Origin of the sequence: Streptomyces sp. 5K101 (genome assembly GCF_046506645.1) — a bacterium.
Lineage (GTDB): Bacteria > Actinomycetota > Actinomycetes > Streptomycetales > Streptomycetaceae > Streptomyces.
Genome location: NZ_JBKFFO010000001.1, coordinates 505,979 through 526,031, shown reverse-complemented (window position 1 = coordinate 526,031; position 20,053 = coordinate 505,979). Strand labels below are relative to the sequence as shown.

Annotated in this window: 19 protein-coding genes and 2 pseudogenes; 12 read left to right on the top strand and 9 right to left on the bottom strand. The window is 72.7% G+C overall.

What is annotated here, in order from left to right; translation table 11 throughout:
- Positions 1–27 precede the first annotated feature (27 nt).
- The gene (locus ACLB9X_RS02330) at positions 28–1,662 is read left to right on the top strand and encodes an alkaline phosphatase D family protein (protein WP_410358480.1); all 1,635 of its coding nucleotides are present in this window, start codon (positions 28–30) and stop codon (positions 1,660–1,662) included.
- 3 nt (positions 1,663–1,665) lie between these two features.
- On the opposite strand, the pseudogene ACLB9X_RS02325 reads toward ACLB9X_RS02330, so the two are convergent.
- Positions 1,666–1,773: pseudogene (locus ACLB9X_RS02325) on the bottom strand (gfo/Idh/MocA family oxidoreductase); the annotation flags it as partial.
- Between the two features lie 110 nt (positions 1,774–1,883).
- Between ACLB9X_RS02325 and ACLB9X_RS02320 the strand changes: the two are divergent.
- The 3 genes from ACLB9X_RS02320 to ACLB9X_RS02310 all read left to right on the top strand — a co-directional run bounded on the left by ACLB9X_RS02320 (position 1,884) and on the right by ACLB9X_RS02310 (position 5,428).
- On the top strand, positions 1,884–3,209 hold the full coding sequence (locus tag ACLB9X_RS02320) for a multidrug effflux MFS transporter (protein ID WP_410358609.1): 1,326 nt from the start codon (positions 1,884–1,886) through the stop codon (positions 3,207–3,209).
- A 128-nt stretch (positions 3,210–3,337) separates the two neighbouring features.
- Positions 3,338–4,354, top strand: coding sequence for a small ribosomal subunit Rsm22 family protein (locus ACLB9X_RS02315; RefSeq protein WP_410358478.1), 1,017 nt, complete (start codon positions 3,338–3,340; stop codon positions 4,352–4,354).
- 306 nt (positions 4,355–4,660) lie between these two features.
- Positions 4,661–5,428 carry a bifunctional DNA primase/polymerase gene (locus ACLB9X_RS02310; RefSeq protein ID WP_410358477.1) on the top strand — a complete coding sequence of 256 codons (768 nt, stop codon included), beginning with the start codon at positions 4,661–4,663 and terminating at the stop codon, positions 5,426–5,428.
- A 120-nt stretch (positions 5,429–5,548) separates the two neighbouring features.
- Here ACLB9X_RS02310 and ACLB9X_RS02305 read toward each other — a convergent pair whose 3' ends face one another.
- On the bottom strand, positions 5,549–6,538 hold the full coding sequence (locus tag ACLB9X_RS02305; RefSeq protein ID WP_410358476.1) for a hypothetical protein: 990 nt from the start codon (positions 6,536–6,538) through the stop codon (positions 5,549–5,551).
- Positions 6,539–6,702: 164 nt separating this feature from the next.
- Here ACLB9X_RS02305 and ACLB9X_RS02300 point away from each other — a divergent pair, with 164 nt between their 5' ends.
- Entirely contained in the window at positions 6,703–7,467 is a 765-nt protein-coding gene (locus tag ACLB9X_RS02300) for a PhzF family phenazine biosynthesis protein (RefSeq protein ID WP_410358475.1), read from the top strand.
- Positions 7,468–7,540: 73 nt separating this feature from the next.
- Here the strand turns inward: ACLB9X_RS02300 and ACLB9X_RS02295 are convergent, their stop codons facing one another.
- Together ACLB9X_RS02295 and map are read right to left on the bottom strand one after the other, a co-directional pair.
- Positions 7,541–8,200, bottom strand: a complete 660-nt coding sequence (locus tag ACLB9X_RS02295) for a heme oxygenase (biliverdin-producing) (protein WP_410358474.1) — start codon at positions 8,198–8,200, stop codon at positions 7,541–7,543.
- A gap of 92 nt (positions 8,201–8,292) precedes the next feature.
- Positions 8,293–9,150, bottom strand: coding sequence for a type I methionyl aminopeptidase (gene map, locus ACLB9X_RS02290; protein WP_410358473.1), 858 nt, complete (start codon positions 9,148–9,150; stop codon positions 8,293–8,295).
- Positions 9,151–9,239: 89 nt separating this feature from the next.
- Here map and ACLB9X_RS02285 point away from each other — a divergent pair, with 89 nt between their 5' ends.
- On the top strand, positions 9,240–9,467 hold the full coding sequence (locus tag ACLB9X_RS02285) for a hypothetical protein (protein ID WP_410358472.1): 228 nt from the start codon (positions 9,240–9,242) through the stop codon (positions 9,465–9,467).
- A 47-nt stretch (positions 9,468–9,514) separates the two neighbouring features.
- Here the strand turns inward: ACLB9X_RS02285 and ACLB9X_RS02280 are convergent, their stop codons facing one another.
- A complete protein-coding gene (locus ACLB9X_RS02280; protein WP_410358471.1) occupies positions 9,515–10,792 on the bottom strand; it encodes an MFS transporter in 1,278 nt (425 codons plus the stop codon).
- Between the two features lie 84 nt (positions 10,793–10,876).
- The gene (locus ACLB9X_RS02275; RefSeq protein WP_410358470.1) at positions 10,877–11,497 is read right to left on the bottom strand and encodes a hypothetical protein; all 621 of its coding nucleotides are present in this window, start codon (positions 11,495–11,497) and stop codon (positions 10,877–10,879) included.
- Positions 11,498–11,592: 95 nt separating this feature from the next.
- Between ACLB9X_RS02275 and npdG the strand changes: the two genes are divergently transcribed.
- Entirely contained in the window at positions 11,593–12,306 is a 714-nt protein-coding gene (gene npdG, locus ACLB9X_RS02270; protein ID WP_410358469.1) for an NADPH-dependent F420 reductase, read from the top strand.
- 109 nt (positions 12,307–12,415) lie between these two features.
- On the top strand, positions 12,416–12,604 hold the full coding sequence (locus ACLB9X_RS02265) for a hypothetical protein (RefSeq protein ID WP_410358468.1): 189 nt from the start codon (positions 12,416–12,418) through the stop codon (positions 12,602–12,604).
- Positions 12,605–12,661: 57 nt separating this feature from the next.
- Here ACLB9X_RS02265 and ACLB9X_RS02260 read toward each other — a convergent pair whose 3' ends face one another.
- From ACLB9X_RS02260 to panB, 3 genes are all read right to left on the bottom strand, one after another.
- Positions 12,662–13,459, bottom strand: coding sequence for a site-2 protease family protein (locus ACLB9X_RS02260; protein WP_410358467.1), 798 nt, complete (start codon positions 13,457–13,459; stop codon positions 12,662–12,664).
- 283 nt (positions 13,460–13,742) lie between these two features.
- Positions 13,743–14,111 carry a cupin domain-containing protein gene (locus tag ACLB9X_RS02255; RefSeq protein WP_410358466.1) on the bottom strand — a complete coding sequence of 123 codons (369 nt, stop codon included), beginning with the start codon at positions 14,109–14,111 and terminating at the stop codon, positions 13,743–13,745.
- 145 nt (positions 14,112–14,256) lie between these two features.
- Positions 14,257–15,129: a 3-methyl-2-oxobutanoate hydroxymethyltransferase gene (panB, locus tag ACLB9X_RS02250; protein WP_410358465.1), complete on the bottom strand. Its 873-nt coding sequence runs from the start codon at positions 15,127–15,129 to the stop codon at positions 14,257–14,259.
- 156 nt (positions 15,130–15,285) lie between these two features.
- On the opposite strand from panB, the gene ACLB9X_RS02245 reads away from it, so the two are divergent.
- The 4 genes and pseudogenes from ACLB9X_RS02245 to ACLB9X_RS02230 all read left to right on the top strand — a co-directional run.
- Entirely contained in the window at positions 15,286–16,893 is a 1,608-nt protein-coding gene (locus ACLB9X_RS02245) for an MFS transporter (protein WP_410358464.1), read from the top strand.
- A 341-nt stretch (positions 16,894–17,234) separates the two neighbouring features.
- Positions 17,235–17,738 (top strand): TetR/AcrR family transcriptional regulator, encoded by a 504-nt coding sequence (locus tag ACLB9X_RS02240; protein WP_410358463.1) that lies wholly within the window; start codon positions 17,235–17,237, stop codon positions 17,736–17,738.
- Between the two features lie 265 nt (positions 17,739–18,003).
- Positions 18,004–19,029: an endonuclease/exonuclease/phosphatase family protein gene (locus ACLB9X_RS02235; protein ID WP_410358462.1), complete on the top strand. Its 1,026-nt coding sequence runs from the start codon at positions 18,004–18,006 to the stop codon at positions 19,027–19,029.
- A gap of 392 nt (positions 19,030–19,421) precedes the next feature.
- A pseudogene (locus ACLB9X_RS02230) lies at positions 19,422–20,045 on the top strand (MFS transporter); the annotation flags it as partial.
- Positions 20,046–20,053: the final 8 nt, after the last annotated feature.

The window sequence follows — 20,053 nt, the reverse complement described above, 5'->3', positions numbered from 1 at the left end:
GGACAACAGCCGTCAGGGGAGGGCCATATGACACCCGCTTCGCACCGGAGCCACGCACCCGAGCTCAGGGCGGCGGCCGCACGGCACCTGGGCCGCCGCATCTTCCTCACCGTCAGCTCCGCGGCCGTCGCGCTGGCCTTCAGCGTGGGCCTGCCCGGCACCGCGCACGCCGCCGAGGGCGACGCCCGGAAGATCACCGCGGACCCGTTCACCCTCGGCGTCGCCTCCGGCGACCCCCAGCCCTCCTCCGTCGTGCTGTGGACGCGTCTCGCGCCCAGCCCGCTGGAGCCCGGCAGCGGCCTGCCGCAGGTCCGCTTCCCGGTCCGCTGGGAACTCGCGCACGACGCGCGCTTCGCCCGCATCGCCAAGCGCGGCAGCGCCACCGCCCACCCGGAGTTCCACCACAGCGTCCACGTGGAGGCCACCGGCCTCGACCCGGACCGCGTCTACTACTACCGCTTCCGCGCCGGGAACTGGATCAGCCCGGCCGGCCGCACCCGCACCGCGCCCGCCCGCGGCGCCCGGATCGGCGAGCTGAAGCTGGCCGCCGTGTCCTGCCAGGCGTACCACGACGGCTACTTCACCGCGTACCGGCACCTCGCCGACGAGGACCTCGACGTCGTCTTCCACCTCGGCGACTACCTCTACGAGTACGCCGTCAACGCCGTCGGCGGCGCCCGCAACTACACCGACCGCAGGCTGCCCGCCCACCTCAACCGCGAGACGGTCACGCTGGAGGACTACCGGCTGCGCTACGGCCTCTACAAGTCCGACCCCGACCTCATGGCCGCCCACGCGGCCCACCCCTTCGTCGTCACCTGGGACGACCACGAGACCGAGAACAACTACGCGGACGAGACCCCCGAGAACGGCGTGCCGCCGGAGGAGTTCCTGCTGCGCCGGGCCGCCGCCTACCGCGCGTACTGGGAGAACCAGCCGCTGCGCGCCCCCCAGCAGCCCACCGGCCCGGACATGACGCTCTACCGCCGGCTGCACTTCGGCCGGCTCGCGCAGTTCGACGTCCTCGACACCCGCCAGTACCGCTCCGACCAGGCGTACGGGGACAAGGCGCACGTCCCCGGCCCCGAGTCCGAGGACCCGTCGCGCACCATGATCGGCGCGACGCAGGAGCGCTGGCTCATCGACGGCTGGCGCGCCTCCGACGCCGTGTGGAACGTCGTGCCGCAGCAGGTCAACTTCTCGCAGCGCAAGCTGGACCTGACGGAGCCGGCCAGGGTCAGCATGGACGCCTGGGACGGCTACCCGGCCTCCCGCGACCGCGTCCTGGACGGCGCCGAGGCCGCCGGCGTCGAGAACCTGATGGTCCTCACCGGCGACGTCCACGTCGCGTACGCCTACGACATCAAGCGCGACTACGGGACGCCCGGCGCGAGGACCGTCGGCACCGAGATCGTCGCCACGTCCGTCGCCAGCGGCAAGGACGGCGCCGACCGGCCGGCCACCTGGGAGACCTACACCAGGGCCAACCCGCACATGCGCTTCTACAACGGGCGGCGCGGCTATGTGACCGTCACCCTCGACGAGCAGCAGGCGCGCGCGGACTTCCGCTCGATGGACTTCGTCACCAGGCCGGGCGGGTCGATCGCTACGTCCGCGTCGTTCGTGACCGAGGCCGGCAACCCCGGTCTGCAGCAGGTCTGACGCTCACTCACCCCGGAAGCGGACGCCGATGCGGTCACGCACCGCGTCGGGCGTCCGCAGTACGGCGAGAGTGCCGTCCGGCCGGACCGGCGGCGACTGGGTCCGTCCGGCGGTTCAGGACCGGGCACGGAGTGTCCCAGTGACGAAGTCCACGCTTCCGGATTCGCTTCGAACGGGGGAGCTGAGAGCATGATGCGTTGAATCAAGGAACGGAGCTGTCGATGCCGGAGAGCGGTCAGAGCCCCCAAGGACCCGTCCCCGAAGCCGATCCGGCACCTTCCTCCTCCGTCACCGTGCCCGGTCCGGCCGCCGTGGCCACCCGCCGCACCGGTCTGCTGGTCACGCTGGTGCTGGGCGGCCTCACCGCGCTCGCACCGCTGTCCATGGACATGTACCTCCCGGCGCTGCCGCAGGTCACCGACTCCCTGCACGCGCCCGCCGCGACCGTGCAGCTCACGCTGACCGCGTGCCTCGCCGGCATGGCCCTGGGCCAGCTCGTCGTCGGCCCGATGAGCGACAAGTGGGGACGCAGACGGCCGCTGCTCATCGGCATGACCGTGTACGTCGTCGCCACCGTGGTCTGTGCGCTCGCCCCCAGCACCGGACTCCTCATCGGCTTCCGCCTGGTGCAGGGGCTCGCGGGCGCCGCCGGCATCGTCATCGCGCGCGCCGTGGTCCGGGACCTCTACGACGGCATCGAGATGGCCCGGTTCTTCTCGACCCTGATGCTGATCTCCGGGGCGGCGCCCATCGTCGCGCCGCTGATCGGCGGTCAGGTGCTGCGGCTGACCGACTGGCGCGGCATCTTCGTCGTCCTCGCCGCCGTCGGCCTCGTGCTCACCCTCGTCGCGGTGAGGTGGCTGGACGAGACGCTGCCCGTCGAACGGCGTCACGGGGGAGGGGTCGGCGAGGCGCTGCGCACGATGCGCGGACTGCTCGGGGACCCTGCCTTCACCGGCTACATGCTGGTGGGCGGGCTCGCCTTCGCCGCCCTGTTCGCGTACATCTCGGCCTCCCCGTTCGTGATGCAGGAGATCTACGGCGCCTCGCCCCAGCTGTTCAGCCTGCTCTTCGGCATCAACGCGGTCGGACTGATCACGGCCGGCCAGATCAACGGCAAGGTGCTCGTCGGACGGGTCAGCCTCGACAAGGTGGTCGCCGTGGCGCTGACGGTGCTCACGCTCGCGGCGACGGTCCTGCTGCTGATGACGGCGGGCGTGTTCGGCGAGGTGGGCCTGGTGTCGGTCGCCGCGGGCCTGTTCGTGCTCTCGGCGGCGATGGGCTTCGCCTCGCCCAACACCACCGCGCTGGCGCTGCTGCGCACTCCGCACGCGGCCGGCTCGGCCTCGGCCCTGATCGGCACGTCGTCGTTCCTCGTCGGCGCGGTCGCATCCCCCCTGGTGGGCATCGCGGGCGAGGCGACGGCGGTCCCGATGGCCGTGGTCCAGCTGTGCTGCGGGGTGGCGGCGCTGGCGTGCTTCGCGGGCCTGTGCCGCCCCTGGCAGCGCGACCGCTCCGGCCCCGTTGCGGCTGCCGCCGAGGGCTGAAGCTCCGGGCAGGGACCGTTCCGGGCCCGTACCGGCTGCCGGGCGGTTCGCCGCAGGGCGCACGGAGGTGCCGTCCGGGGCGTCAGTGTGCTCCGTTCCGGTAGTCCGGACATGCCTAGAATCTTCCGGTGAACGCCTCCGCCCCCACCGCCGAGACCCTGCGCGGCGCCCTCGCCGGGCTGCTGGACGGGCTGCCGCCCCGGCAGGCCGCGCAGGCCGTCGAGCGGCTGATCGCCCACTACCGAGGCACCGTCCCGACCGACGCCCCCGTGCTCCGCGACCGCTCCGACGTCGCCGCCTACGCCGCGTACCGGATGCCCGCGACCTTCGAGGCCGTACGGTCCGCGCTCGCGGCGCTGCGCCGGGCGGCGCCCGGGTGGACGCCGGCCACGCACACCGACATCGGCGGCGGCACGGGCGCGGCGAGCTGGGCGGTGGCCGACGCCTGGGAGGAGTCGGCGCCCGAGACGACGGTGCTCGACTGGGCGGAGCCCGCGCTGGCGCTGGGCCGCGAGCTGGCGCTCGCCTCGCCTTTGCCCTCGCTGCGGGCCGCGCGCTGGCAGCGGGCCCGGATCAGCTCGGCGCTCCGCATCGAGAGCACCGACCTCGTGACGGTGTCGTACGTGCTGAACGAGCTGTCCGAGGCCGACCGCTCCGCCGTCGTCGCCGAGGCGGCGCGTGCGGCGCAGGCCGTGGTGATCGTCGAGCCCGGGACGCCCGACGGCTACGAGCGGATCATCGAGGCCCGCGACGCGCTGATCGCGGCCGGCCTCACGGTCGCCGCCCCCTGCCCCCACAACGCGGCGTGCCCCATCGAGCCCGGTGCCGACTGGTGCCACTTCTCGGCCCGCGTCTCCCGCTCGTCCCTGCACCGGCAGGTCAAGGGCGGCTCGCTGGCCTACGAGGACGAGAAGTTCAGTTATGTCGCGGCCGTGCGCTTCCCCGCCGCTCCGGCGGACGCGCGGGTGATCCGAAAGCCGCAGATCCGCAAGGGCCTGGTCCTGCTGGACCTGTGCACGCGGGACGAGGGGCTGCGCCGCGAGACGGTCACCAAGCGGCACGGCGACCGCTACCGCGCGGCCCGTGACGCATACTGGGGCGACACCTGGCCGCCCCGGAGCGGCGACGACGGCTTGGGGGCGTAGCTCCTGGACTTGGGGGCGTAGCTCCTGGACGCAGTACCTGACGCTGCCGCGGCCCGGGCCAGCACCGCGCGTGCCGGGCGAGGGCACCGACGTCCCTGAAGCGCCGCGCCCGCGGAACGCCGTACGCCAAAAGCACCCCTGAGCCGCCGTACGCCGCCGTGCGCCGCGGTCCCGCACCGGTGCGCCCGGTGCGCGCCGGGAACACATGAGGAGGCACCCCGGTTGGGGACAGTGGCCACCGGCAGCGCAGGATGGTGGGACCATGGCATTGTCCGCACGGGGCGAGCGTGAGGTGTGAGGGGATAGATGGGCGACGGTATCGGCCGCTTCCGCGGCACGGAGGGCAGGACGTCCCGGGAGAGCAGGCTGGCGCAGTGGCTGCGCCGCCGCACCGGGGCCGCGGAGGCGGAGGGCTCGCAGCGCGAGGCCCTGCTCCTGGCCACCGCCGATGCCGGACTGCCGCTCGCGCCCGCCGCGTATCCCGTAGGTCCCAGCTGTTCCTGCGAGCGCATCGGCTGTCCCATCCCGGCCACGCATCCCGTGTCCTTCGCCTGGCAGACGCAGTCCACCACCGACCGGGCACAGATCGAACGCTGGGCCCGCAACCAGCCCGAGGCCAACTTCATCACCGCGACCGGCATGGTCCACGACGTCCTGGACGTTCCGTTGGAGGCCGGTCGCAGTGCTCTGGAGCGGCTGTTGGCGCAGGGTGTCGACGTCGGCCCCGTGGCCGAGTCCGGCGGCGCGGGCGAGCGGGGCCGGATGCTGTTCTTCACGGCGACGCGCGGCACGCCGGAGGACGAGGACGAGTGGTGGCCCTGCGAGCTGGACTGCCACCCCGAGACCATGGACGAACACCCGGGCCTGCGCTGGCACTGCCGCGGCAGTTACGTCCTCGTGCCGCCGGCCCGCCTGCCGGGCGAGGCCGAAGTGGCCTGGGTGCGCGGGGTGGAGCACCCGTTGCCCGACCCGCTGACCCTCCTGGAGACCCTGACGGACGCGTGCGTGCGGTACGCGGCGGGCGAGGACGCGCACGCCGGCCGCCACGAGGCCGCCTGGCCACTGGGCCGCTGACCTCAGGACCGCCGTGCGGGCGCCCCTGCGTGAGGCGCCCGACTGCCGTGCTGTTCAGGTCCCGTTGACGTGGGGGCGCCGCGCAGCTGTCGCGTCACCCCGCCGCCAACCGACCCGCCCCTACGACCCCTTGGCCGCCGTCAGGCCGGTCAGTCTGCCCAGTATGTCCGGCTGTCCGCCGCCGCTGCCCACGGGCACAGTGACCACCTGGCTGGAGACCCGCTCCTTGGTGATCGTGGACTTCACCTCGCCGGTGAGCAGCGCCTTCACATCCGGGACGACTCTGATCCGCACGCCCTTGGCGGCGGTCTGCCGCTCGAAGTTCTTCACCGAGAAGAACACCAGCGCACCGCCGTCCTGGGTGACGAGCCCCAGCGGCGCGAAGGCGCCGATGTCCAGGGGCTGGTCGATGTACTGGGTGGACAGGCCCGGCAAGGACGTGTTCTTCTTGCGCGTCTCGCGCCAGCCCGTCGTGTGCGGGCCCGCCTTGAAGTGCTCCGGCGTGCCGTTCTGGAGGTACGAGGCGTAGTCCTCGCTCATGTTGCGCGGCGCGACCGCGAGCGAGGCGTCGTCCGGCGCGACCGGCGCCGCGTGGCCGTCCTGGTCCCGCTTGAAGGCCGGGATCTCCTTCGGCGACATGATCGCCAGGTACGCGGCCTTCCACGTGTCCCGGGCCCCGGCCTTCACGAAGACGACGAGCCAGCGGTTGTCCCGGTCGCCGCCGTTGTCCTGGTCGCGGTTGGAGTCCGTGTTCGCGACGAACCAGCGCGGCCAGCCCGCCTTCTTCGGGATGACGTACGTGGCGTCCGTGAGCTCCAGCGGGACGTGCTGGGGATTGCCGTCGGGGAAGTTGACCTGCCGGGCCTTGAGGCCCGCCTGGTTGATGGCGCCGAGCGCTCCCGTGACGTGCTGCGCGTCGAGGGCGGGATCGTATGCCTTGTCCGCTTTGTTGTAGGCCGTGGTGAAGTCCGCGAGCGCCTTCGCGGCCTCGGCCTCCGTCGCCGACGGGACGACTTCCAGCTCCCCGTGGATTGTCACGCACGCACTCGCCGTCAGGGACAGCACCACTGTCGCCGCGAGCCCCGTCGCCGCCCGACCCAGCCTTGTCATCGGTTGCCTTCTGCTCCTCGCCCCGCACTGACCGTCCGAACCCTACCGGGGCCGGTGACCGGCCGGGCGCCGGGACCGGATACAACACCCCCACGGTGACCGGACCGTGGCGCGGGGGGAGAACGCGGACGACGTCCCGCGGGCCGGGATGCTTGAATGCCCGCGTGAACCAACGCGACGTGCCCGACGTCATCGACGTGCTCCAGGTCTTCTGTGCCGGCGACGGCCGGTTCGGCAACGCACTCGGCGTCGTTCGCGACGCGCGCCGCTACCCGGACCAGGCGTCCCGGCAGGCGCTCGCCGCCGAACTCGGCTACAGCGAGACCGTGTTCGTGGACGACGAGGAGCGCGGCGTCGTCGACATCCACACGCCGGGTCTGCGGCTGCCGTTCGCCGGTCACCCCCTCGTCGGCACGGCCTGGCTGCTGGACCTCGACGCCGTCCGCCCGCCGGCCGGCGAGGTGTGGGCGCGCCACGACGGCGAGTTCACCTGGATCACCGCGCGTGCCGACTGGGCGCCGCCGCGGCAGCTCGTGCAGTACGCGTCCCCCGCCGAGGTCGACGCCCTGCCGGCGCCGCCGCCCGGAGAGGGGTGGCTCTATGCCTGGGCGTGGGAGGACGAGGCGGCCGGACGGGTCCGGGCACGGGCCTTCCCGAGGCGGGACGACACCATCGTGGAGGACGAGGCGACGGGCGCGGCGGCCCTGTTGCTCACCGACCGGCTGGGCCGGGCGCTGAACATCACCCAGGGCAGGGGCTCGCAGATCCTGACCGCGCCGGGTCCTGACGGCATCGTCGAGATCGGCGGGCGCGTACGCCTCGTACGGCCCGCGCGGAAGGCGGAGCCGGCGCGCGGGAGCGTGGGCCGCATAGCGCCGCTGCGGCGCGACGAGCGGACCCGTCTGCCGCACGCGGTGACGATGACCTGACCGTGGCCCGGTCGCTCATGCGCGAACCCGCCTGCCGCACGCGGTGACGATTCCCCGACCGCGCCCCGGGAGGTCACGCGCTGAGCGGGAACTCCGCGTCGAGCTCGTGGAACACCGCGCTGTTGTGCTCGTACGCCCGCCGGCACTCCTCCACGACCCGCTGCTTCTCCAGGTCGTCCACGTCGACAGCGTCCAGCAGCGCCCGGTAGGTCCGCTTGAACGCCGCCGGGTTGGGGACCCCCTCGAAGACGTAGAACCGGACGCCGTCGCCCTTGCGCGCGAAGCCCCACGCCTTCTCGGCCCGGTCGCGGACGACCTGCCCGCCGGACAGATCCCCCATGTAGCGGGTGTAGTGGTGGGCGACGTACCCCGCGGGCCAGTCGCGGGCGCACTCGGTGATCCGCGCCGCGTACGCGGCGGTCGCGGGCATGGCGCGCACGCCCGAGCGCCAGCCGGGGCCCCGCAGATGTGCGAGATCGCGCTCCAGCTCCGGGGCGCGCATCAGCTCGGGCCGGATGAAGGGCCCCGCGACGGGATCGTCCCGCAGCGTCCCGGCCGCGTCCTCCAGTGCCCGGTAGACGAACCACAGCTGCTCGGTGTAGCGGGCGTACGCCGCGACCCCGAGCCGGCCGCCGAGCAGGCCGCTCATGAACGCGGAGGTCCCGACCCGGCCGTGGTGCTCGTGCGAGGCGTCGCGGATGAGCGTCGAGAAGGGTGTGCCGGTCGCGTCCATGGCGGGCCTCCGGGCTCAGCGGATTGCTCAGGTCTTACCTGGGTCAACCTGTTCCCGACATCCTGTCGGTAAAAACGTACCCGCCCGACGGGTCACGGCAACGTGAGGATCTCCGCGCCCGTCTCCGTCACCACCAGCGTGTGCTCGAACTGCGCCGTGCGCTTGCGGTCCTTCGTGACGACCGTCCAGCCGTCCGCCCACATGTCGTACTCGTACGTCCCCAGCGTCAGCATCGGCTCGATCGTGAACGTCATCCCCGGCTGGATGACCGTCGTCGCGTGCGCCGCGTCGTAGTGCGGGATGATCAGCCCGGAGTGGAACGACGAATTGATGCCGTGGCCGGTGAAGTCGCGGACCACGCCGTAGCCGAAGCGCTTCGCGTACGACTCGATGACCCGGCCGATGACGTTGATCTGCCGGCCCGGCTTGACGGCCTTGATCGCGCGGTTGAGCGACTCCCGGGTCCGCTCCACCAGCAGCCGCGACTCCTCGTCGACGTCACCGCACAGGTAGGTGGCGTTGTTGTCTCCGTGCACGCCGTTGATGTAGGCGGTCACGTCCAGGTTCACGATGTCGCCGTCGCGTAGGACCGTGGAGTCCGGAATCCCGTGGCAGATCACCTCGTTGAGCGAGGAGCACAGCGACTTGGGGAAGCCGCGGTAGCCGAGCGTGGACGGGTAGGCGCCGTGGTCGCACATGAACTCGTGTGCCACGCGGTCGAGTTCGTCCGTCGTCACACCCGGCGCGATGTGCTTGGCGGCCTCCTCCATCGCCTGCGCGGCGATGCGCCCCGCGATGCGCATCCGCTCGATGGTGTCGGAGTCCTGGACCTCCGGTCCGGTGTACGGCGTCGGCGCGGGCTTGCCGACGTACTCGGGGCGGGGAATGGAGGCGGGGACGGAACGGGTGGGGGAGACCACCCCGGGAACGAGCAGCGACTGGCCAGACATGCCGCGAGTCTAACCGGGTGGGCCGTGCCCGCCGCCGGGCGTAGGAGCAGGCCCATGGGGCAGCATGGCCCTGGAGGAAGGAGCCGACGATGGCCCTGTTCAAGAAGCGTACGGTGGGCAAACCGGGCGAATGGTACTACTGCCTGGAGCACAAGAAGGTCGAGGAAGGCCCGGAGTGCCCGGCGAAGGACCGCTTCGGGCCCTACGGGAGCCGCGTGGAGGCGGAGCACGCGATGGAGACGGCGCGGGAGCGGAACCTGGAGTGGGAGAACGATCCCCGCTGGCACGACGGCGCGTCCCGCCCGGAGGGCGGGTAGTCCCCAGGCGCGGGGGTGCGCGGGCGGAGCCCCCGCGCAGCCCCGTGTCACACCCCCGCCGCCTCCTTCTGGGCGCGGCGGCGTGCCGCGTCCTCGTCCGTGTGTGCGTCGTACGTCACCAGCTTCGGCAGCACCGCCGCCAGCACCCCCACCGACACCACGCACGCCAGACCGCCCGCCCAGATCGCCGGACGCGTGCCCGTCCAGCCCGCCATCGCGCCCGCGCGGACCTGGCCCAGCTGCGGGCCCACGCTGTACGAGAGCACCTCTATGCCCGCGAGGCGGCCGCGCAGCTCCTCGGGGATCGTCTGGTTCCAGATCGTCGAGCGGCCGAGCCCGCTCAGCATGTCGCCCGCGCCCGCGAAGGCCAGGCACAGCAGCACCAGCCACACGTTGGAGAACCAGCCCGCCGCCGCGATCGCGAGGCCCCAGCCCGCCGCGCCGAACACCACGAACAGCCCGTGCCGCCGCACCCGTGACGTCCAGCCGCTGGTGAGGCTCAGCACCACCGACCCGACCGACCCCGCCGCATACATCAGGCCCAGCGACCACTCCGCGTCCAGGTCGTCGGCGAGGAAGGGGAAGATCGTGTTCGGGAACGCGAAGAACATCGCCGCGAGGTCGATCGCGTACGTCCCCAGCAGCACCGGCCTGCTCCACGCGTACCGGGCGCCTTCCGCGATACCCCGCAGCGAGGGCTTGTCCGCGTCGTGCGCGGGCGGAGCCGGGGCGAGCCGCAGGCACAGCACCACGGAGACGGCGAACCCGGCGACGGTGATCCCGTACGCCGTCGGATGCCCCGCGTAGGCCACCACGATGCCCGCCAGCGCCGGGCCGGCGATCGCGCCGAGCTGCCAGCGCAGGGCGTTGAGCGCGGCGGCGGCGGTGAGCTGGTCGTGCGGCACGATCCGGGCCATCAGCGAGTCCAGGGCCGGGCGCTGGAGTCCCGCGAGGGCGGAGACGCCGGCCGCGACGACGTACAGCGGCCAGAGCATCGGCTCCGGCAGCATCGCGTTCACCAGCAGCACCACGGCGAGGAACCCGAGCGCGGCCTCGGTGCCCAGGATGAGCCTGCGCCGGTCGACCGCGTCGGCGAGCGCGCCTCCGTACAGCCCGAACACGACCAGCGGCACCAGCTCGACCGCGCCCATCGCGCCGACCGCGAGCGGAGAGTCGGTGAGGTCCTTGATCTGCAGCGGCAGCGCGATCATGGCCATGAAGCTGCCGAAGTAGGTGACCAGGCCCTGGACCCACAGGAGCCGGAAGTCGGGCGAGGACCGCCAGGGCGAGAGGTCGGGCAGTACGGCGGAGAGCTTGGAGGTCACGGCAGCCCATGCTCCGTCCCACCGGTGCTCGGGGCAACCGGATTACCTGCGCACCCCCGCCCCGCTCCGCCCCGCTCCGCTCCGCTACCAGCGCGCCGGCGGTGGCTCCGTCAGCTGGTCCGCCAGCCGTGACAGCCGGTCGCGGAAGCGCAGGCGGCCCCGGCGTACGGGCCCGCCGTTCTCCCCGGCCGCCGCACTCACCAGGTGCTGCACCGTGTCGATGTCGATCTCGGCGGTCGTGTCCCGCGGCCCGTCCGCCGGGACCGTCAGCGCCTCGTGCGCCAGGCCGTGCACCTCCGGCTCGCCGCCGTCCAGCGCGAGCACCGTCGCACCCGCCCGACGGGCGTCGTGCACCCGCTCCAGCAGGCCCGCGTCGGGCAGCTCCGGCGCCACGACCAGCAGCGTCTCTCCCCGGCGGGCCGCCGCCAGCCTGCCGAGCCCGACGGCCAGATGAACCGGGTCGCCGGGGCGCACATGATGGCGTACGAGCGTCGGCTCCAGCTCCGGCAGACCCGACCAGGCCGCCTCGTCCACCAGGTGCGCGGCCAGGTGCCACGGCTCGTACTCCCGCGTCCCCACGAGCAGCAGCCCGCCGCCGCGCCGCACCACCGACGTGCGCAGCACCCCGGCGAAGTGCCGGGTCGCGGCCGGCCACTCGGTCCCGGCGAGGACTTCGCGCAGCAGCGCGACGCGTACGGCATCCATGGAGCCGCATCCTGCACCACGGGCCCACGGCCGCGGGGGCGGTCGGGCCGGGCTCACCCGTTCGGGAGCCGTGTACCAGGAAGTAGGGTCGGGCCATGACTTCGAATGACAGCACCGGCACCGCGCCGAAGGCCGCCGCCAAGGACCCCTGGGACCTCCCCGACGTCTCCGGCCTCGTCGTCGGTGTCCTCGGCGGCACCGGCGACCAGGGCCGCGGGCTCGCCTACCGGCTGGCCAAGGCGGGCCAGCGCGTGATCATCGGCTCCCGGTCCGCCGAGCGCGCCGAGACCGCCGCGGCGGAGCTCGGCCTCGGCATCGAGGGCGCCGACAACGCCGAGTGCGCCCGGCGCAGCGACATCGTGATCGTGGCCGTGCCGTGGGAGGGCCACGCCAAGACGCTGGAGACGCTGCAGAAGGAGCTCGTGGGCAAGCTCGTCGTCGACTGCGTCAACCCGCTCGGCTTCGACAAGAAGGGCGCGTACGCGCTGAAGCCGGAGGAGGGCAGCGCCGCCGAGCAGGCAGCCGCGCTGCTGCCGGACTCGCGGGTGACGGCGGCCTTCCACCATCTGTCGGCCGTGCTGCTCCAGGACGAGTCGATCGACGAGATCGACACCGACGTGATGGTGCTCGGCGAGTCTCGCGCGGACACCGACATCGTCCAGGCGCTCGCCGCCCGCATCCCCGGGATGCGCGGAGTGTTCGCCGGCCGGTTGCGAGGCGCGCACCAGGTCGAGTCGCTCGTCGCCAACCTGATCTCGGTGAACCGCCGCTACAAGGCACACGCGGGGCTGCGCGTCACCGACGTGTGACCGGCGACGCCAACCGCGTCCCGGACACGACCGGCGTCCGCGAGCCGCGGGCATGGGGGACACTGGGGGGACCCACCCCCTCCGAAGGACCCGACAGGAGCCGCACCCCATGCCCCGCCTCGCCCTCTACTCCCTCGTCGTCTGCGTGCTCTCCGTCACCGCGGCGGTGCTGTCCTTCACGCAGGGCATGTGGCTCGGGATCGTCTGGGTGCTGCTCGCCGGCCTGTCGTCGAACATGGCCTGGTACTACATCCGCCGCGCGAGGTCGCAGCGCGGGGCCGACGCACCCTCCGCCTGACGCGCCCGGCGCCCGCCGGATGCCGGATGCCGGCGGGCCGCCTGGCTGACGCGTCTGTCAGTCGGCGACGCAGAAGTCGTTCTCGCCGTCCCAGAAGGTGAACAGGTCCCGGCCGCAGTAGATCTCGATCCGCTGCACGCCGAGTGCGTCCATCACGCCGTAAATAGCGTCGAAGAACACCCCGTTGACCTCGGGGATCCACAGGATCACGAAGACGGCGAGCAGGCCGAACGGCGCGAACGGCTCCACCTGGCGGCGCACCTTGTACGACAGCCAGGGCTCGATCACCCCGTAGCCGTCGAGGCCGGGCACCGGCAGGAAGTTCAGGATCGCGGCCGTGACCTGGAGCATCGCGAGGAACGCCAGCGCGAGCCGGAAGGGCAGGGGAACGCCGTCGAGCGCGCCCAGCCAGAACGGGGCCGTGCACACGACGGCGAACAGCACGTTCGTCAGCGGCCCCGCCGCGGAGACCAGGCTGTGCTTCCAGCGCTGCCGGATGCGGTGCATCTCGATGAAGACGGCCCCGCCGGGCAGGCCGATGCCGCCCAGGACCACGAAGACGACGGGCAGCACGATGCTCAGCAGGACGTGCGTGTACTTCAGCGGATTGAGCGTCAGATAGCCCTTCGCGCCGACCGAGATGTCACCGCCGTGCAGCGCGGTGCGGGCGTGCGCGTACTCGTGCAGACAGAGCGAGACGATCCACGCCGAGACCACGAACAGGAAGATCGCGAGACCGGGGCTCGCCGCGAAGTCCGTCCACACGGCCCAGCCCGTCACCGCCGTCACCGCTGCGATCCCGATGAACACCGGACTGATCCTGCGTTCGCTGTGGCGCCTGGCAGCGATGCTCATGGGTGCGGCTCCTGGGGGCGGGGCGGTGCGGGACCGGGGACGGGGAGAGGTACGGAGTAGACCGTACCGGTGACATGGGTGACAACGTCGCCGGGGCCCTGTCCGGTTGCTGCCCACGCCCCGCCTCGGCCGGCGCTCCTGCCCTGCCGGTCAGTTGGGCCGCCGGGTCAGACGTCCTGACCCGAGGACACCGCGGTCCACGGTGCCGGGGCGCACGGACAGACCGCCGGCAGGACAGCCGGCACGTGGCCGGCGTACCGCCGACGGTCGGTGTGCGTGCAGGTCAGGCGCCGGACTTCGCGTAGTCGCCGAAGCCGACCCAGTCGAGCATGACGCACGGCTCGTCGCCGACGACGTAGGCGTCGTGCCCCGGGGCGATGGTGAGGAACTGGCCCGGTTCCGCGTCGGTCGTCTCGCCGTCGTCCATGACGATCTTCATCCGGCCGCTGACGACGTAACCCACGTGGGACGCCATGCAGCTGTCCGTCCCGGCGATGGGCTTGACGTGGGAGGACCAGCGCCATCCGGGCTCGAAGACCGCCCGGCCGACCGGCCCCTGGTCCGTGTTGAGCAGGTCGAGCCGTCCCTTGCCCTCCGTGAACTCCCGTGTCTCATCAGCCTTGTCGAACGTTCTGCTCACAATTCCGGCCATAATGATCCACCTCTTGGCGGCGTGTGGCACACCCCCGAGTCCATCTCTCACACTACGCGCCGACCCCTGCCGACGGCCCGCGCGCGGACAGCCGACAGCCCGCCGACGGGGGAAGATCGGCGGGCTGTCGTCGTACCGGCAGTGGTCAGTGGAAGGTGTGCTCCTCGGCGGGGAACGCCCCGCCCCGGACGTCCTCGGCGAACGCCTTCGCCGCGTCGCCCAGCGTGCGGCGCAGGTCCGCGTACTGCTTGGTGAAGCGCGGCACCTTGCCGCCCGTCAGGCCCGCCATGTCGGTCCACACGAGGACCTGCGCGTCCGTGTCCGGTCCGGCGCCGATGCCGATGGTCGGGATGTGCAGGGAGCGGGTGACCTCGGCGGCGACCTCGGCCGGTACCAGCTCCAGCACGACGGCGAACGCGCCCGCGTCCTGCGCCGCCTTGGCGTCGCGGATCAGCCGGTGGGCGGCCTCGTCGCCGCGGCCCTGCACGCGGTAGCCCATGGTGTTCACAGACTGCGGGGTCAGGCCCAGGTGGGAGACGACCGGGATGCCGGACTCGACGATCAGCTCGGTCTGCGCGAGCGAGCGCTCGCCGCCCTCCAGCTTGACCGCGCCGACGCCCGCCTCCTTGACGAGCCGGGTCGCGTTGCGCAGGGCCTGGACCGGGCCCTCCTGGTACGAGCCGAACGGCAGGTCGCCGACGATCAGGGCGCGCTTGGTGCCCCGGACGACCGCGGCGGAGAGCAGCGTCATCTCGGCCATCGTCACGGGGACGGTGGTCTCGTAACCGAGGTGGCAGTTGCCCATCGAGTCGCCGACGAGCATGACCGGGATGCCGGCCTCGTCGAAGACGGACGCGGTCATCGCGTCGTACGCGGTGAGCATGGCCCACTTCTCGCCGCGCTCCTTGGCGGCGGTGATGTCGTGGACGGTGATGCGCCGCCGCTGCGAGCCGCCGTAGAGCGCCTTGCTGTCGGAGGGGCGGGCGGCGGGCTGGGTCTGCGCAGCCTGAAGCGTCATGGCTGATCCGGCTCCTTGTTGTCATCTCGAGGCGCCCTGACGGCGTCCCCGGACCGCCTCCATGGTGGCACTACGTGCCGCCCGGACGGAAGAGGACCTCGTGTCGCGGAGTTTCTTTACGAGACGGTTTCGTATCGAAATGGTTAGGCTGGGTCCATGACCAGCCCCTCCGGGGCCGCCACGGCGCCCCGCGTACCCGAGGTCGTCCACCGCAGACGCTGGGCGACCCTCGCCGTCCTGATGCTCAGCCTGCTGATCGTGGTCCTGGACAACTCGATCCTGAACGTGGCGGTGCGGACGATCGCCGCGCCGCCGCCCACCGGCCTCGGCGCCACCCAGGGACAGCTGGAGTGGGCGATCAACGCGTACACGCTCGTCTTCGCCGGACTGCTCTTCACCGCGGGACTGGTCGGCGACCGCATCGGCCGCAAGAAGGCGCTGCTCTTCGGCGTCGCCGTCTTCGGCGTGGGGTCGGCGCTCGCCGCGTTCTCCGCCTCTCCCGTCGAGCTGATCGCCTACCGGGCCATGATGGGCCTCGGCTCGGCCTTCGTCATGCCGGCCACGCTGGCCGTCCTGATGAACGTCTTCGAGCGCGACGAACAGCCCAAGGCGATCGGCATCTGGACCGGCAGCGTCGGCGTCGCCGTCGCGATCGGCCCGATCACCGGAGGACTGCTGCTGGACCACTTCTGGTGGGGCTCGATCTTCCTGGTCAACGTGCCGGTCGTGATCATCGCCCTGGTGGCGATGGTCCTGCTGGTCCCCGAGTCGAGGGACCCGGATCCGGGCCGTATGGACCCGCTCGGCGTCGTCCTGTCCATCGTCGGCCTCGTCCTGCTGGTGTCCGGCATCATCCACGGCGGCGAGCTCGCCGACTTCACCGACCCCTCCGTGGTCCTCCCGCTCCTGGCCGGCGTGGTGGTGCTGGCCGGCTTCGTGCTGCACGAGAAGCGGAGCGACCACCCGGCGATCGACATGTCGTACTTCGGCAGGCCGGCGTTCGCCGCCTCCATCGCCGCGGGCACCCTGGGCTTCTTCGCGCTCATGGGCGTGACCTTCATCTCCGCGTTCTACCTGCAGAGCGTGCGGGGCCACAGCGCGCTGGAGGCCGGGCTGCTGATGATGCCGCTTGCGGTGACGCAGGTGATCTTCGCCCCGCGGGCCCGCGTGGTCGTGGACCGCTTCGGCGCACGGACCGTGTGCGCGGTGGGCATGCTGATGGTCGCGGCGGGACTCGGCTCGTTCGGGTTCTTCGACACGTCGACGCCGCTGTGGGTGCTGGAGGCCGTCTTCTTCGTCCAGGGCACGGGCATGGCGCACGTCATGACGCCGGTGACGGTGTCCGTGATGCAGACGCTGCCGAGGGAGAAGGCCGGTTCGGGCTCGGCGATCAACAACACCTTCCGGCAGGTGGGCGGCGCCCTGGGCGTCGCGGTGCTCGGCGCGGTGCTGTCCGCGCGCTACCGGGGCGAGATCGAGTCCCACCTCACCCGCCTGCCGGCCGGGGTGCGGGAGGCGGCGGGCGAGTCGGTCGAGGCGACGCTCGGCGCGGCGCAGCGCCTGGGGCCCGCCGGCAAGACGCTGACGGACCCGGCGTACGAGGCGTTCCTGAGCGCGATGCACCTCACGGCGCTGGGGTCGGCGTGCGTGGCGGTGGTGGGTGCGGTCGTGGTGGGGCTGTTCCTGCCCGGCCGGGTCGGGCCGCCGGCGGGGTCGCCGGCGCCCGAGCGGGTGTCCGCGCGTGCCAAGCCACCGGGGGCATGAGCGGTGTGAGGACGCTGCGGGAGAATGGCCGGATGGCGGCGAGAGGCGGAGCGACGGGGCCCCGGGGGCAACAGCACGGGCCACAGACGCGCGGGTCGGGTCCGGGGGCGGCGCAGGTCCACGGGGCTGGTTCCGAGGCTCACCGGGGGGACCCGCGGGAGCCGGATCCCGCGCGGGTCCACGGGGCCGGTGCGGAGGCGCACCGGGGGCAGGCGGGGGAGCCGGGCGGTCAGGCGCATGTCCGCCGGCCCGCACGGCCGCCGGCCCGGCGCGGGCGGCCCCGCAGCGAGGCCGTCGAGCGGTCCGTCATCGACGCCGTCGTACGCCTCCTCGAAGAGGGCGTGGCCATCTCCGACCTCTCCATCGAGCGCATCGCCCGCACCGCCGGGGTCGGCAAGGCCACCATCTACCGCCGCTGGGAGGGCAAGGAGTCCCTCCTCGTCGACGTCGTTCGCTCCATGGAGCCCGTCGACCCGCCCCTCCCGGGCACCTCCGTACGCGACGACCTCGTGGCCCTCGTCGAGATGCTGCGCCGGCGCGGCCTCGCCAAGCGCTCCTCCGCCCTCCTGCACAACGTCTTCGCGCAGATGCAGAGCTATCCCCAGCTCTGGGAGATGTACCAGCGCCTCGCGGTCACCCCCCGCCGCGAGCGCATGGACGCCGTTCTGCGGCGCGGCGTGGAGACCGGGGAGATACGCGGCGACGTCGACTTCGAGCTGCTCGGCGACATGTTCGTGGGCCCCATGCTCGTACGCACCGTGCTGCGGCCCGAGTCCACGCCCGGCCCGGGCAGCGCCGAGCGGATCGTGGACACCGTGCTGCGCGGGGTGCGGCCGCCCGGCTGAACGCGGCGCGTGAATGTGCGCGTTCTGTCACAGCCGTCCCACCTGTGCCGATACCAGGAACCCGGGGTGGCGGGCCCGTCGTCATCGTGGCAGTAGGGCCGTCCGTGGACGGCGGAATGACGACCGGTCATCCCCTAGGGTGCCGAGGGGTCCGCCGGACCCCGGACCGCCCGACGGCCTAGGGTCCTTCGAGGAAGGGGCCGGAGGCCCGGGGGAGCGGCGCGGCACGCCACCGGTGTGACAGCAAGGCAGTGAGGACAGCTTTATGGCGCAGGCGTACACGGCGGAGACGGGGAGCGGTACGGCGGGGACGCGGCCATCCCGACCCCGCTTCCGCAGCCTGCTGGAGCGCTGGCGCGGCGACCGTGGCATCTGGCGACGGGGCATCCTGCTCGCGCTGCTGGCCGTGCTGGTGGCGTTCCTGATGATCCTGCACGCGCAGATCCCCAACCGGATCGGCAACCTCGGCAGCCTCACCGAGACGTTCCTGCCCTGGCTCGGCCTGTTCGTGCCGCTGATCCTCGTCGGCGCGCTGGTGCGCCGCTCGGCCACGGCGCTGGTCGCGCTGCTCCTGCCCCTGGTGGTCTGGCTCAACCTGTTCGGCGGTCTGCTCACGGGCAAGTCGGCGGCGAGCGGCGGCGATCTGACGGTGGCCACGCACAACGTGAACGCCGGCAACCCCGACCCCGCCGGCACCGCCCTGGAGGTCGCGGCTTCGGGCGCGGACGTGCTCGCGCTGCAGGAGCTGCCGGGCGGGCAGGTGGCGGCGTACGAGAAGGCGCTGGCGGAGACGTACCCGTACCACGCGGTCGAGGGCACGGTCGGGCTGTGGAGCAAGTACCCGATCTCCGGTGCGGCGCCGGTGGACATCCGGCTGGGCTGGACCCGCGCGATGCGCGCGACGGTGGCGGCCCCGGGCGGCGGGGTGGCCGTGTACGTGGCGCACCTGCCGTCGGTGCGCGTGAAGATGAACGCCGGCTTCACGGCCAACCAGCGGGACAACAGCGCGGACGCGCTGGGGGAGGCGATCGCCCGGGAGGGCCTGGACCGCGTGGTGCTGCTGGGTGACCTCAACGGCACGATGAACGACCGCTCCCTGAACGCGGTCACGTCCCAGATGCGCTCGACGCAGGGGGCGGCGGGGGACGGCTTCGGCTTCAGCTGGCCGGCGTCGTTCCCGATGGCGAGGATCGACCAGATCATGGTGCGGGGGGTGGAGCCGGTGTCGTCCTGGACCCTGCCGAGGACTGCCAGCGACCATTTGCCGATCGCGGCGCGCGTCACGCTGTAACCCGCGCTCTGCCGCGCGCGGCGCGCTCGTCGGGGCGCTGCCCCGAGCCCCGCGCCTCAATCGCCGGCGGGGCTGGGTTTGGCGGCCTTGTCGGGGCGCTGCCCCGAACCCCGCGCCTCAATCGCCGGCGGGGCTGGATTTGGCGCGCCTGTCGGGCTCCGCCCCCGAACCCCCGCGCCTCAGGCGCCGGCGGGGCTGGATTTCGCGGAGCGAAATCAGCCCGTCTGGGGGCACCTCCCACGGCCGCCAGGCCGTTGGGGGAGTTTGAGGACACCGCGCGAAGCGCGGTACGGGTCCGGGCGGAGCCCGGTTACGGGAAGGGGCGGGGTGGGGGAAAGCCACCGCAACCCACCGTTCACCGGCGGGAACAAAACGTCTGCAACCATTTGTTACTGCGCGCACTCGGCAACCGGCAGGTCGTCCTCGGGCTGCTGACCGCCGTCTTCGGGTTCGCCGGCGTCTTCGCCGTGTACGCGTACCTGGCCTCGATGACCACCGAGGCCATGGGCCTCGGGGAGGCGTCCGTCACCCTCGTGCTCGCCCTGTTCGGCATCGGCATGACGCTCGGCGCGCTCGTCGCGGGGCCGCTCACCGACCGGGCGCTGCGCCCGACCCTGTACGGCTCCCTCGCCGCGCTCGCCCTCGTCCTGGTCGCGTTCCCGTTCACCGTGCACACCACGTGGCTCGCGCTCACGGCCGTCGTCGTCCTCGGCGCGGTCGGCTTCCTGACCACCACCCCGCTGCAGATGCTGGTGATGCGCAAGGCGCAGGACGCCCCGACGCTCGCCTCCGCCTCCAACCACTCGGCGTTCAACCTCGCCAACGCGGGCGGCGCCTGGCTCGGCGGCGCCGCCATCGCGGCCGGCTGGGGCTGGACCTCGCCGGCGTTCGTCGGCGCCGTCCTCGCCGTGGTGGGCCTGGCCGTCGCCGCGACGGCCGGAGTGCTGGACCGGGGCCGGGGCCGGGGCCGTACGGCACAGGGTGCCTCCCGGACACCAGCGACTACCAACTCCTCAACGACGAC

Bases quoted from the DNA above. Each gene is read 5' to 3' on its own strand.
- ACLB9X_RS02265 (WP_410358468.1), top strand. From the start codon at position 12,416: ATGCCCCGCCTCGCCCTCTACTCCCTCGTCGTCTGCGTGCTCTCCGTC.
- ACLB9X_RS02285 (WP_410358472.1), top strand. From the start codon at position 9,240: ATGGCCCTGTTCAAGAAGCGTACGGTGGGCAAACCGGGCGAATGGTAC.
- ACLB9X_RS02245 (WP_410358464.1), top strand. From the start codon at position 15,286: ATGACCAGCCCCTCCGGGGCCGCCACGGCGCCCCGCGTACCCGAGGTC.
- ACLB9X_RS02320 (WP_410358609.1), top strand. From the start codon at position 1,884: ATGCCGGAGAGCGGTCAGAGCCCCCAAGGACCCGTCCCCGAAGCCGAT.
- npdG (WP_410358469.1), top strand. From the start codon at position 11,593: ATGACTTCGAATGACAGCACCGGCACCGCGCCGAAGGCCGCCGCCAAG.
- ACLB9X_RS02260 (WP_410358467.1), bottom strand. From the start codon at position 13,459: ATGAGCATCGCTGCCAGGCGCCACAGCGAACGCAGGATCAGTCCGGTG.
- panB (WP_410358465.1), bottom strand. From the start codon at position 15,129: ATGACGCTTCAGGCTGCGCAGACCCAGCCCGCCGCCCGCCCCTCCGAC.
- ACLB9X_RS02305 (WP_410358476.1), bottom strand. From the start codon at position 6,538: ATGACAAGGCTGGGTCGGGCGGCGACGGGGCTCGCGGCGACAGTGGTG.
- ACLB9X_RS02330 (WP_410358480.1), top strand. From the start codon at position 28: ATGACACCCGCTTCGCACCGGAGCCACGCACCCGAGCTCAGGGCGGCG.
- ACLB9X_RS02295 (WP_410358474.1), bottom strand. From the start codon at position 8,200: ATGGACGCGACCGGCACACCCTTCTCGACGCTCATCCGCGACGCCTCG.
- ACLB9X_RS02310 (WP_410358477.1), top strand. From the start codon at position 4,661: ATGGGCGACGGTATCGGCCGCTTCCGCGGCACGGAGGGCAGGACGTCC.
- map (WP_410358473.1), bottom strand. From the start codon at position 9,150: ATGTCTGGCCAGTCGCTGCTCGTTCCCGGGGTGGTCTCCCCCACCCGT.
- ACLB9X_RS02275 (WP_410358470.1), bottom strand. From the start codon at position 11,497: ATGGATGCCGTACGCGTCGCGCTGCTGCGCGAAGTCCTCGCCGGGACC.
- ACLB9X_RS02255 (WP_410358466.1), bottom strand. From the start codon at position 14,111: ATGGCCGGAATTGTGAGCAGAACGTTCGACAAGGCTGATGAGACACGG.
- ACLB9X_RS02235 (WP_410358462.1), top strand. From the start codon at position 18,004: ATGGCGCAGGCGTACACGGCGGAGACGGGGAGCGGTACGGCGGGGACG.